This window comes from Paenibacillus sp. FSL R7-0163, from assembly GCF_037969975.1.
GTDB lineage: Bacteria > Bacillota > Bacilli > Paenibacillales > Paenibacillaceae > Paenibacillus_AQ > Paenibacillus_AQ odorifer.
Window position 1 is genome coordinate 2,344,647 of sequence record NZ_CP150224.1, and the last position, 12,263, is coordinate 2,356,909.

Sequence of the window (12,263 nt, forward strand, 5' to 3'; positions counted from 1 at the left end):
TCCCGTTATTAACGTTATCGTAATCTGCGGTAACAACGTTAATGGCGGAAGCTTTCTCTTTTTTTTATGTGAAAAAGGGGGAAGTTCAGTGAATTTTGCATCGAAGCTTGGGGTAGGGCAGATAATGGACGCCAGATACAGAATTATTGACCAGATTGGAACAGGTGGAATGAGTATTGTTTATCTTGCGGAGGATCTGCGTTTAAAGGGGAAACGTTGGGCTGTAAAAGAAAGTGTTAGCTCAGCAACGCTGCATTCGGACATTGAAGCGGAAGCGGAGATGCTAATGGGGCTGGATCACCCGCGGCTTCCACGTATTGTTGATTACTATCTTTCGGATAAAGAAGGGTATTCTTATTTAGTCATGGATTATATTGAAGGGATAACTTTAAGTCAGCTGATGAGGGATAATCCCGGACCTTTGCCTTGTGAATTCATCCTACAAATTGCTAAACAGCTTTTAGAAGTCCTGCAATATTTGCATGGTCATCATCCGCCCATTGTTTATCGTGATTTAAAGCCCTCCAATCTTATGTTAACTAAGCAAAAAGAATTAATGTTAATCGACTTCGGAATCGCTCGAAATTTTAGAAAAGGCATCGCTGAAGATACGGTGAAGCTTGGTACGGTAGGATTCGCGGCTCCTGAGCAGTATGGGAATGGGCAGAGTCAACCGGTTTCTGACTTATATGGTCTTGGTGCGTTGCTTTTATATATGGCTACCGGAGGATTATGCAGCCACTGGGAGTCAGGAATGGAAAATAAGTTGCGTGACCAAGTTCCCGCAGCTTTTATTCCGATAATTAGACGTTTATTACGGCCACATCCGGAGGAAAGATATCAGGAGGCAACAGCTGTTATTCAAGCACTGGTTCATGTGGAGGCTGATATGGATGAAGGTAATCATTCAGCAGTGTCTGTACCCCTAGCAGTTGATAAACGGAAAGCTAAAGTGATTGCCTTACTTGGAGTAGGGCCGGGGCTTGGAACAACACATACTTCATTTGCGATTAGCAGTTATCTGGCACAGATTGGTTCAACAGCTTGGGTTGATCTATCACCGGATTCATCGGTTTATGATCGCATGCACAATTTGCTTGATGTGCAGAGCGCTTCAGTTCCTGCTGAGAGCTCTGAGTCTGTATTTTCCTGGAGGAAGGTTCATTACTGGAAGCGACCTCACCATGGGGATGTAGCAGAGCTTATGAGAGGGGCTTATCAATTTGTGGTATTAGATCTGGGCACGGGTGGATTTGATGGAGCGCTGGAAGAAATCAAACATAGCGATATTCCCATTCTAATTGCTTCTGGCGCAGATTGGCGACTGGAGGAAACTTTATTATGGATTAGGAGGAAGGGGCTGCAGCCTGAACGGGATTGGAGAGTGGGTTTACCACTTGCTGAACAGCAATCTGTTGAACTGTTGCGAAATTCTTTAGGTATAGATAGGGTTTATAATTTACCGTGTCAGCAAGATCCATTTTTACAAAAAGGGAAGTTGGCAGATGTAATTGCTGAGCTATTAGGGGACATTAAGGGCGAACGAAACGATGGAAAACGCCGTGGTTTTTTCTTAAGATAGGCTATTGGGACTAACATTTAATTCAGTGTTCCGCTAAAGTGTGATAAAATATATATTTATACGTGATTTGATTTACGCATTATTTAAGTATAGACAGGAGCTTGCGGAGAATTTATGAGTTTACTTACTGTAGAAGACGTTTCCCACAATTTTGGGGATCGGACGTTGTTCAAGAACGTGTCTTTCCGGTTGTTACCAGGAGAACATGTTGGAATTGTTGGAGCAAATGGCGTTGGTAAATCGACGCTAATGAATATTTTGACAGGAAAGCTTTTGAAGGATAATGGTAAAGTAGAATGGACCCCTCGGGTGCGTTACGGTTATTTGGACCAACATACGATTCTTACACCAGGAAAAACGATTCGCGATGTTCTAAAGGACGCTTTTCTGCCACTGCTTGAGTTAGAGCAGGAAATGCTGAAGATCACAGAGCAGATGGGTGATGCTTCGCCTGAGGAACTAGAAGTACTACTGGAGCAGATGGGGGACATTCAGGAACAACTGGACATCGGAGATTTCTATCTGATTGATGTAAAAGTGGAGGAAATGGCAAATGGTTTAGGCCTGTCCGTGATTGGGCTTGATCGTGATGTAGCTTCTCTTAGCGGTGGTCAAAGAACCAAAGTACTGCTGGCAAAGCTTTTGCTTGAGAAACCCAATGTACTATTGCTTGATGAGCCTACCAACTATTTGGATGTTGAGCATATCGATTGGCTGACCAACTATTTGAAACAGTACCCATATGCATTTATATTGATTTCCCATGACACTGAGTTCATGAATAAAGTCGTTAATGTCGTTTATCACTTGGAGTTTGGTAAATTGACCCGTTACACGGCGAACTATGAGAAATTCCTTGATATGGCGGAGATGAACAAAAACCAGCATATCGATGCCTATGAGAAACAACAAGATTTTATCAAAAAACAAGAGGACTTCATCCAACGGAATAAAGCGCGTGCTTCAACCTCAGGCCGGGCAAAAAGCCGTGAGAAGCAGCTTGATCGTATGGACCGAATTGATCGTCCTGAAGAAGCTGCTAAGCCGACCTTTAAGTTTAAAGAGAGCCGGGCAAGCGGCAAAACCGTATTCGAAGGAATTGATTTCGAGATTGGTTATGATCGTCCGCTGCTGCCACAGCTAAATATGGTCATTGAACGTGGGGAGAAGATTGCTATTGTTGGCTGCAATGGTGTAGGTAAATCTACACTGCTGAAGACTATTCTGGGAGTGATCCCAACATACAGCGGCAAAACCTATCTTGGGGATTATCTGAACCCTGCATATTTCCAACAAGAAGTGAAAGCAGCTAGTCTTACGCCTATTGAGGATGTCTGGAATGAATTCTCCAGTTTAACTCAGAACGAAGTTCGTGGGCATCTGGCTCGCTGTGGTCTAAAAAATGAACATATTACACGTCCGCTTAGTATGCTGAGCGGTGGGGAGCAAGCGAAGGTGCGTCTTTGTAAGCTTTTGATGCGTGAAAGCAACTGGGTACTGTTCGATGAACCTACCAATCACCTTGACGTTATTGCTAAAGCAGAGCTGAAGCGCGCTTTGCAAGAATATAAAGGCACAGTCCTGCTTGTATCCCATGAACCTGATTTCTATGAAGATTGGGTTACGAAAATTTGGGATGTTGAGCAGTGGTCAGCTGTACAAGTATAGAATAATCATAAATCCGGAGAATAGCAGACATCCTGCTGTTCTCCGCTTTTTGGATATGGGGAGGAGATAATGTATGTTTCATAACGCCGGGCGAGAAGATCGATACTCACGACAGATACGTTTCGCGCCATTTGGTACTGAAGGACAGCAGGGGCTCGCAAAATCAAAAGTGCTTGTGGTTGGTGCGGGTGCGTTAGGTACAGGGATTGCAGAGACATTGGTCCGCTGTGGTGTTGGGCATGTCCTTATCGTTGATCGCGATTATGTAGAGTGGAGTAACCTGCAGCGGCAACAGCTGTATACCGAGATAGATGCACAGGAGCGAGCTCCGAAAGCCATAGCAGCCCAGAACAGACTGCAGCAGATTAATTCTGAGGTTGTCATAGAAGCGCATGTTATGGATGTGCGGAAGGAAGAACTGGAAGGACTCATCTCAGGGGTGGATCTGATTATGGATGGGACCGATAATTTCGATACACGTCTCATCATTAATGATATTGCCCAAAAGAATAATATCCCTTGGATTTATGGAGCTTGTGTAGGAAGCTATGGAATTACATATACGATTTTGCCTGGAGAAACGCCATGTCTTCATTGTCTTTTAGGTACAGTCCCACTAGGGGGAGATACCTGTGATACAGCGGGTATTCTTCCACAGGCCGTGCAATTGGTTACTGCAAATGCTACAGCTGAGGCGTTAAAGCTTCTCGGTAACCGTAAGGACCAATTAAGAAATAAACTGCTCACTTTCGATGTATGGCGTAATGAACATCAAGAAATTGGAGTGAAAAGTGCCAAAAAGGAGAATTGCCCTTCTTGTGGGACTCATCCGATCTACCCTTATCTAACAGCCTTGAATACGGAACGAAGTGATGTGCTTTGTGGTAGGGATACCGTACAAATCCGCCCTGCCCGGCCGCAGAGCCTTAACCTGCAGGAAACAGCCAGCCGCTTGTCTCGTTTAGGAGACGGTGAGGTAGAGAGCAATCCTTATCTAATTTCCTTTAAAGAAGGTCCTTACCGGATGGTGATCTTCGCAGATGGCCGGGCATTGATTCATGGGACGAAGGATATTGCCGCCGCCCGTAGCTTTTATCATCGATATTTCGGTTAAAAAGCAAGATAAACTGATCTTCAGACCATTTCCTAGGAATGGTCTCTTTGCTTTCCGGGGATTCTATATCTATTAATGGGATGCTGATGCATGTCTGATGGATACGGGGGATCTTTGTGAGTGAGCAACTGATATGGTATATGTCTGAGGGAAACGAAAGAGGAGTAGAAGAGCGAATCGCTATAGAAAAAGTGTTTAATGATATCGGTCTGCAAATAACAAAAAGCGAAGATCCCGAAGATCTTCGCTTATCCATTTCTGAAGTAGAACCGGTATTGCTGCTTGCTGATTTAGGCGAGGTGGGAACATGGGAAGGATGGAAAATCATTTCCGCAGTAAGAGATGAGGGAATGATTCTTCCGGTCATGGTGATTTCCGAAGAGTTATCGGGTAACGGAGCGGTTGCGGCCTTTTTAGCCGGGGGGAATGATTTTATGTCAAAACCACTACATACCGGTGAATTCAAATGTAGAATTCTAAATTTATTAACCCTCACGGGTCGGCGTCGAAATTTAAAACATCTGTTAAAGGTGGATGGTTTAATGCTCGATCCCAGCCGCAGGCTGGTCACCCGTGAAGGGATCGAGCTTAAGATGACGCATAAAGAATTCGATCTTTTATATTATCTCGCTGCGAATCGAGGGATTATATGTTCCCGCGAGGAAATACTCAAACAAGTATGGGGATATCAATTCCATGCAGATACCAATGTTGTAGATGTATACATCAGGCATATCCGCTTAAAGATTGATAAAGGGTACCGGAACAAGTTAATTCACACTGTTCGCGGAACAGGATATGTAATGAGGGTGCCCGAAGGCAGCACCACATCCTGAGACTTATTCTCTTTTATAGAAAAGACTCTACTATAGAGCTGTTGTTTACAGTACGCGGCGAGCCTTTAGATAAGTCTTTTTCCATGTACCAGAATTAAGATCAGAAACCGTAACACCTGGTTTACCGTAAGTGTGCAGAATTTTACCGTTTCCGGCGTAAACAGCTACGTGAGTTACATTTTTACCAGTTGCTCTGCTGCCGCTAGAGAAGAATACAAGATCGCCCACACGAAGGTTTGCTTTGGAAACAGAAGTTCCTACTTTTGATTGAGCTGCAGCTGTACGGGGTAATGATACATTATACTTTTTAAAGATATGTTTCATAAATGAAGAGCAATCAAAAACCTTAGTAGTAGAAGTAGATGCTCCGAATTTGTATGGAGTTCCCATATAGTTTTTCCCAAAATTGACAACGCTTTGTCCTTTGGACACCGTAGCGGCTTCGACTTTAGTTGCGCCTACGCCTGTTGCCATCATTGTTCCTAAGCCCATCGTAGTAACCATTCCTATGACAATCGCTTTTTTTATCCATTGTTGTTTATTCATGTTGTAAGTACCTCCAAAGTTAGTATATCAATCTGTCTTGCTGTGTCTTGTCTTGCTTGCCTGATTCGTAGTATAGCAGGTTATCTATGTCATAAAATTTGGTAGAGCAGCAATAAAGTGAGGCTGGGCCTAGGTTGTAAACGTTTTATTAAAAATTCATTAAAAGTTACAAAAAATTAATAACTTGATATTTTGGACAATAAAATAAGCCGTAAACCCCTTGATATATAAAGGATTTATCGGCTTTTTGATTTTAAAACAAAAGTTACAAGGATGTTTCTATATCACTATGTATTTAGTCTTTGCTCTGGATAATCAGCAATAATCCACTACGTATTCTAACTGTTCCAGTGGAGGAAATCAGTTTGTTGCTTACACCTAGAGATTGGCCTAGCTTTAAAGTGGCGTCATTCAAAGGATATTGAAATCCTTCTAATGTAATCCCTGTTACTTCAGGAGTTAATGGAAGCAAAGATACATAGGTGTAGCCCAAATCTTCAATGACTGTTTGGGATCCGGTAAGTGTCACATAGTTATTAGAATCCATGACGTAGCAATTGATTTGACGTTGCAGAGCCCTTGTCATCATTTGAATGCTGGCTAAGGAGTGGTCAATTCGAGTGCCTGTAACTCCTAATAGTAAAATAGAATCAGGTTGCTGATTCATCGCAATATCGAGCGCCATCTCACTGTCGGTTAAATCCTTGTTTACGGCATCACAAGTGATGGTTTTTTTACTTTTGGATTGAATATCCTGAAAAGCTTCAGGCGATACAGAATCAAAATCACCTACTGCAATATCTGGTATATATCCATGTGAGATTAGGAATAATGCACCCCGGTCCGCACCGATAATAAAATCTTCTTCATCTAATAGAGCGAAATAATCCGGAGATAGTTCTCCACCGGCAAAAATAACGACACGTTTGGATGGCATAACATCCATTCCTCCTCTAAAACTCTAGTTGGTTATCCTGTCCCAGTATAATGCAGATTGAAAAGTTGCACAATTGACCAAGACAACGCTAAAATGATAGTGTGCGATTTTTTATGTGCATAAATTCATATTTACTTATGTTTTAATAATTGGGAGGTGAATGAAATCGTAAACGTGCTATTTGTATGTCTGGGTAATATTTGTCGCTCACCAATGGCGGAGGCAGTTCTGCGCCATAAGATTGATGAACAAGAGCTTTCACATAAGATTCTGGTTGACAGTGCGGGAACTGGAGATTGGCATATTGGTAAGGAACCGCATGAAGGGACTAGACGTATACTTGATCAAAACATGATTAGTTATGCAAATATGGCAGCGCGTTTGGTCAGTAGCGAGGATTTTCAGAAGTTTGATTATATCGTTTGTATGGACAAGTCTAATGGAGAGAATGTTCGAAAGGTTCCTGGTGGGGAAGAGGCTAAGCTTTTGTTCTTCATGGATTTATTGCCTGAGGAAGAATTGAGAGAAGTGCCAGACCCTTATTTTACAGGGGATTTTGAGCAGGTATATGATTTAATCAATGCAGGCTGTGACGTTTTGCTTGAAATGGTGATAAGAGAAAAGCTGTAACCCGGTTGGGTTCCAGCCCTCTCTGATTAGTATTAAAGTAAATTAAGGAAATTCGCTGGATTAAACTGTAAGCGCAAACACGGCTGAAATCTACATACGTTCTTTAGATGTTCATTTTTTGCTTCTATCAATAAGGCATTATGTGTTTAAAAAATAGAGTAGAGATTCAGGGAGTTCCTTTTGCCAAAAGCCCCAGAGATGACGACCGTCTTTCTCACGGTAGGATACGGTAGCTCCACGTGCTTCAAGCAACGCTTTTGTTTCTCTGTTCATCTGAACAAAATCATAGGTCCCTGTATCAGTCTGGTAATCTGTTTCCTGCAGTCCAACGACCATATTAATGTTAAGCCAGGCGAGATCTTCTTCTTTTGCCAGCATGGCTTGTGATTCGGGATAGAATGCACCGGATAGGCTGATGATACGTGTGAAGATAGCTGGATAAGCAAGTGCGAGATGGAGGGAGACGCTGCCTCCAAGGGAATCGCCGGCTAAGATTCGTTCTTCGGGTGTACGGCGTACGGGATAATTTTTTTCAATGAAGGGAATAATCTCTTCGGAAAAGCAAGATAGGTACTGCTTGAATCGGCTGCCGAACGGAGCGTATTCTTGAGTCCGAACAGCGACGTTAACTTCTACACCGACGATAATGAAGGGCTCGACATCTTCTTCTATAATAAGTTGTCCAGCAAGTGTAGCAATGCGTCCAAAGTTGAAAAATTCTTCTCCGTCTTGGCAGTACACCACGGGGTAACTGAGAACTTCATTGTAGCCTGGGGGCAGATAGATACGTAATTTACGTTCCTCCTGCAGATGTTCACTCCAAAGCGTTTCTTTTACAATTGTGCGTTTCAGAAAAACAGAATCGCTCATCGTTGTCACGTCACCTTTCTTGTCGAATTTTGCAATACACACAGGGTTACGCTAAAATTATTAAATGTGTAACTGTGTTATTAATCATTTACTTGTTGGAAAAGTGTTAAACTGTTATATTAAATTATCTCACCTGTTATACATACAAAATTTAAAGAAATATAAATTTTATAAGTATTTCTTTGACGAAAGTAACTAAACAGGTGTATAATAATATTATAACAGAGGCAGCTGATATTCAAATTTTTTTATTGAGGTGAAGATAATGAGTAAAGTTCCTTATGAAGTGTATACAGAGGACGTCGAGGCTCTATCGGTACTTTCCCCGGATGGAGAAATTATCAATAAGGATAAGATGCCAGATTTAACTGACGATCAACTGAAAGAAATTATGTATCGTATGGTATTTACCCGTACTTGGGATGATCGTGCAGTAAACCTTGGCCGTCAAGGTCGTCTTGGTTTCTACGCACCGGTATCCGGTCAAGAAGCTACCATGATTGGTAGTGAGTTCGCTTTGGAGAAAGAAGACTTCTTATGCCCAGGCTACCGTGATATTCCGCAGCTAGTATGGCACGGACTTCCATTGTACCAAGCTTTCTTATATTCCCGTGGTCACCAACATGGTGGAGCTATTCCTGATGGTGTTAATGTATTGATGCCACAAATTATCATTGGTGCGCAAATCCTGCACGCTACTGGTATTGCTATGGGCTTCAAATTGAAAAAACAAAAGAGTGTTGCAATTACTTACACTGGTGATGGCGGTTCTTCAGAAGGTGACTTCTACGAAGGCTTGAACTTTGCTGGTCGTTTTAAACTGCCTGTAATCTTCTTTGTTCAAAACAATGGTTACGCGATTACGACTCCGTTCGCTAAACAAACGGCTTCCAAATCGATCGCTCACAAAGCGGTTGCAGCTGGTATTCCAGGGATTAAGGTTGACGGTATGGACATCTTTGCAGTAATCAGTGCTGTACGCGATGCTGCTGAACGTGCACGCAACGGCGAAGGTGCTACATTGATCGAAGCTGTAACTTACCGTTTCCGTCCACACTCCCTTTCTGACGATGCAAGTAAATATCGTTCGAAAGAAGAAGAAGGACAGTGGAGTGAAAAGGATCCAATCGCCCGTCTTGCCAAGTATTTGGAGAAGAAAGGTCTTTGGACTGAAGAAGATACACTGCGCGTGAAAGATGAAGCGAAAGCTACTGTTAACGAGCAGATCAAAAAAGCTGAACAAACCGAAAAAATGACAATACCTGGCTTGATCGACAGCATGTTCGAAGTAACACCTAAACATCTGGAAGAGCAAAAAGCCGATTTTGAATAAGGGGGATATCAGGCAATGGCACAAATGAATATGAAAGAAGCGATCCGCGACGCGATGCGCGTTGAACTGAATCGTGACCCTAACGTTCTTATCTTCGGAGAGGATGTTGGTAATGTAGGTGGCGTTTTCCGTGTAACAGAAGGTCTGCAAAAGGAATTTGGCGAAGATCGTATTTTTGATACACCACTAGCTGAGTCCGCTATCGGCGGTCTGGCATTTGGTCTTGGTGTACAAGGCTTCCGCCCAATTGCAGAAATTCAATTCGTAGGTTTTATCTTTGAAGCTCTGGATCAGATCGTTGTTCAAGCGGCACGTCTGCGCTGGCGTTCTGGCGGTAAATATAATGCTCCAGTAGTATTCCGTACTCCTTTTGGTGGCGGAGTTAAGGCTGCTGAGCTTCACACTGACTCACTCGAAGGTTTGATCGCACAAAGCCCAGGGATTAAAGTTGTAATTCCTTCAAACCCATATGATGCTAAGGGACTTTTAATCGCGTCTATCCGCGACAATGACCCTGTATTCTTCATGGAGCACTTGAACCTTTATCATGCATTCCGTGCTGAAGTGCCAGAAGGTGAATATACAGTTGAACTTGGTAAAGCGAACGTAGTACGTGAAGGTTCTGACGTTTCGATCATTACTTACGGGCTGATGGTACATACAGCTACCAAAGCAGCCGAGCAACTCGAAAAAGAAGGCGTTAATGTTGAAATTATCGACCTTCGTACTGTAAGTCCGATCGACATTGACACTATTGTAGCGTCTGTGAAGAAGACTAACCGTGCTATCGTGGTGCAAGAAGCACAAAAGAGTGCGGGTGTAGCTGCTGAAGTTATCGCACAAATCAATGAAAAAGCTCTACTGCACTTAGAAGCTCCTGTGCTTCGTATCGCAGGTCCTGACACTGTATATCCATTTGCACAAATTGAAGATACATGGCTTCCAAACCCAGCGCGTATTATTGCAGGCGTGAAGAAAGTTTTGGAATTCTAAATATTTTTACGAGAAACAGTTGTCATCCATATGGATGACAACGTTGTTTCATCTTATAAAGTTTAAATCATAAGGTTAGTCCCAATTTCACGAGGAGGTTTTCAAAGTGGCAAAGTTTGAATACCGATTTCCTGAACTAGGTGAAGGTCTGCATGAAGGTGAAATCATCAAAATGCATATCAAAGCCGGTGACAAGGTAACGGATGATGATATCGTAATGGAAGTTCAAAATGACAAGGCGGTAGTTGAGGTGCCTTGCCCAGTAAACGGTACTGTATTGGAAGTTCTGACTAAAGACGGTCAAGTATGCCGTGTCGGTGAAGTAGTGGCTATTATCGAAGCAGAAGGTGACGTGCCTGATCAAGAGGGTGCTGCTACTGAAGCTCCTGCTGCTCAAGCGCCAGCTGCACCAGCTGCTCCAGCATCTAACAAAGCATCGAATTTTGAATATCGCTTCCCTGAGCTGGGTGAAGGTCTGCATGAAGGTGAAATCATCAAAATGCATATCAAAGCCGGTGACAAGGTAACGGATGATGACATCATCATGGAAGTTCAAAATGACAAGGCGGTAGTTGAGGTTCCATGTCCAGTGAATGGTACTGTATTGGAAGTTCTGACTAAAGATGGCCAAGTTTGCCGCGTAGGCGAAGTTGTTGCTATTATCGCTGCTGAAGGCGACGTTCCTGAACAAGAAGGTCATGCATCTGCTGAAGCTGATGCAGCAAAAGGAAGTGCAAACACTACTTCTTCCCCTGCAGCAACAAGCCCTGCTGGTGCTAAAGAAGGCGGATCTGCAAGTGTAACACCAGCTCCTGACCGCGATGTATTGGCTACACCAAGCGTTCGCAAATTTGCTCGTGAGCAAAAAGTGGATATTTCCAAAGTGAACGGAACTGGAAAAGGTGGCAAAATCACTCGTGAAGACGTAGAAGCCTTCTTGAAAGGTGGTTCTACACCTGCGGCTCCTGCAGCAGCAGCGGCGTCTGAAGCTCCTAAGGCTGCTAAGACCGAAGCTAAAGCAGCACCTGCAGCAGCTAGCGGTAACGTTAGTCTTGAAGAAGAACGTGTACCATTCAAGGGTATTCGTAAGGCGATCTCCAACGCAATGGTTAAATCGGCTTACACTGCTCCGCACGTAACCATCATGGATGAAGTAGATGTTACTGAACTGGTAGCATTCCGTACGCGTATGAAACCTATTGCTGAGAAAAAAGGCGTTAAGGTTACTTACCTTCCATTCATCGTTAAGGCTCTTGTTGCAGCTTCCCGTCAATTCCCAGCACTTAATGCTATGATTGATGAAGAAGCAGGCGAAATTGTCTACAAGAAATACTACAATATCGGTATCGCTACTGATACACCAAACGGTTTGATCGTTCCAGTTATCAAAGACGCTGACCGTAAGAGCATTTGGATGATCGCTAGCAGCATCACTGACTTGGCTGTTCGTGGCCGTGACGGTAAATTGTCTGCTAACGAAATGAAGGGCAGCACGATCTCCATCAGTAACATCGGTTCTGCTGGCGGTATGTTCTTTACTCCAATCATCAACTTCCCTGAAGTGGCTATCCTCGGAACTGGCCGTATCAGTGAAAAAGCAGTTGTGAAAAATGGTGAAATCGTAGTTGCTCCAGTAATGGCGTTGTCACTCAGCTTTGACCACCGTATTATCGATGGTGCGACTGCTCAAAACTTTATGAACTACATTAAATCGCTGCTCAATAATCCTGAGCTGCTGGTTATGGAGGTATAAT

The 12,263-nt window shown here is 43.2% G+C and carries 11 protein-coding genes; 8 read left to right on the forward strand and 3 right to left on the reverse strand.

Annotated elements, in window-relative coordinates; genetic code table 11:
* The first annotated feature begins 88 nt into the window (after nt 1-88).
* The 4 genes from NST45_RS10375 (at nt 89) to NST45_RS10390 (ending at nt 5,200) form a co-directional block, all read left to right on the forward strand.
* Nucleotides 89-1,582, forward strand: coding sequence for a serine/threonine-protein kinase (locus NST45_RS10375; protein WP_081386913.1), 1,494 nt, complete (start codon nt 89-91; stop codon nt 1,580-1,582).
* Nucleotides 1,583-1,696: 114 nt separating this feature from the next.
* Complete coding sequence (locus NST45_RS10380) at nt 1,697-3,250, forward strand: ABC-F family ATP-binding cassette domain-containing protein (protein ID WP_036687697.1); 1,554 nt, start codon at nt 1,697-1,699, stop codon at nt 3,248-3,250.
* A 73-nt stretch (nt 3,251-3,323) separates the two neighbouring features.
* Nucleotides 3,324-4,364, forward strand: coding sequence for a ThiF family adenylyltransferase (locus tag NST45_RS10385; protein WP_076223829.1), 1,041 nt, complete (start codon nt 3,324-3,326; stop codon nt 4,362-4,364).
* A 116-nt stretch (nt 4,365-4,480) separates the two neighbouring features.
* Nucleotides 4,481-5,200 (forward strand): response regulator transcription factor, encoded by a 720-nt coding sequence (locus tag NST45_RS10390; RefSeq protein WP_076103939.1) that lies wholly within the window; start codon nt 4,481-4,483, stop codon nt 5,198-5,200.
* A 45-nt stretch (nt 5,201-5,245) separates the two neighbouring features.
* On the opposite strand, the gene NST45_RS10395 is transcribed toward NST45_RS10390, so the two are convergent.
* Together NST45_RS10395 and NST45_RS10400 are read right to left on the reverse strand one after the other, a co-directional pair.
* Complete coding sequence (locus tag NST45_RS10395; protein WP_036687694.1) at nt 5,246-5,746, reverse strand: C40 family peptidase; 501 nt, start codon at nt 5,744-5,746, stop codon at nt 5,246-5,248.
* Nucleotides 5,747-6,041: 295 nt separating this feature from the next.
* On the reverse strand, nt 6,042-6,683 hold the full coding sequence (locus tag NST45_RS10400) for a thiamine diphosphokinase (protein WP_036687693.1): 642 nt from the start codon (nt 6,681-6,683) through the stop codon (nt 6,042-6,044).
* A gap of 165 nt (nt 6,684-6,848) precedes the next feature.
* Here NST45_RS10400 and NST45_RS10405 point away from each other — a divergent pair, with 165 nt between their 5' ends.
* Nucleotides 6,849-7,313, forward strand: a complete 465-nt coding sequence (locus NST45_RS10405) for a low molecular weight protein-tyrosine-phosphatase (protein ID WP_076144776.1) — start codon at nt 6,849-6,851, stop codon at nt 7,311-7,313.
* Between the two features lie 138 nt (nt 7,314-7,451).
* Here the strand turns inward: NST45_RS10405 and NST45_RS10410 are convergent, their stop codons facing one another.
* Entirely contained in the window at nt 7,452-8,183 is a 732-nt protein-coding gene (locus tag NST45_RS10410) for an alpha/beta hydrolase-fold protein (RefSeq protein ID WP_036687691.1), read from the reverse strand.
* A 265-nt stretch (nt 8,184-8,448) separates the two neighbouring features.
* Between NST45_RS10410 and pdhA the strand changes: the two genes are divergently transcribed.
* The 3 genes from pdhA (at nt 8,449) to NST45_RS10425 (ending at nt 12,262) form a co-directional block, all read left to right on the forward strand.
* The gene (gene pdhA / locus NST45_RS10415) at nt 8,449-9,516 is read left to right on the forward strand and encodes a pyruvate dehydrogenase (acetyl-transferring) E1 component subunit alpha (protein WP_036687689.1); all 1,068 of its coding nucleotides are present in this window, start codon (nt 8,449-8,451) and stop codon (nt 9,514-9,516) included.
* 15 nt (nt 9,517-9,531) lie between these two features.
* Entirely contained in the window at nt 9,532-10,509 is a 978-nt protein-coding gene (locus tag NST45_RS10420) for an alpha-ketoacid dehydrogenase subunit beta (protein ID WP_038571553.1), read from the forward strand.
* A gap of 106 nt (nt 10,510-10,615) precedes the next feature.
* Nucleotides 10,616-12,262, forward strand: coding sequence for a 2-oxo acid dehydrogenase subunit E2 (locus NST45_RS10425; RefSeq protein ID WP_339825536.1), 1,647 nt, complete (start codon nt 10,616-10,618; stop codon nt 12,260-12,262).
* Nucleotide 12,263 lies beyond the last annotated feature (1 nt).

Coding starts and splice junctions, on each gene's coding strand:
- NST45_RS10385 (WP_076223829.1), top strand. CDS start 3,324: ATGTTTCATAACGCCGGGCGAGAAGATCGATACTCACGACAGATACGT.
- NST45_RS10400 (WP_036687693.1), bottom strand. CDS start 6,683: ATGCCATCCAAACGTGTCGTTATTTTTGCCGGTGGAGAACTATCTCCG.
- NST45_RS10380 (WP_036687697.1), top strand. CDS start 1,697: ATGAGTTTACTTACTGTAGAAGACGTTTCCCACAATTTTGGGGATCGG.
- NST45_RS10410 (WP_036687691.1), bottom strand. CDS start 8,183: ATGAGCGATTCTGTTTTTCTGAAACGCACAATTGTAAAAGAAACGCTT.
- NST45_RS10395 (WP_036687694.1), bottom strand. CDS start 5,746: ATGAATAAACAACAATGGATAAAAAAAGCGATTGTCATAGGAATGGTT.
- pdhA (WP_036687689.1), top strand. CDS start 8,449: ATGAGTAAAGTTCCTTATGAAGTGTATACAGAGGACGTCGAGGCTCTA.
- NST45_RS10420 (WP_038571553.1), top strand. CDS start 9,532: ATGGCACAAATGAATATGAAAGAAGCGATCCGCGACGCGATGCGCGTT.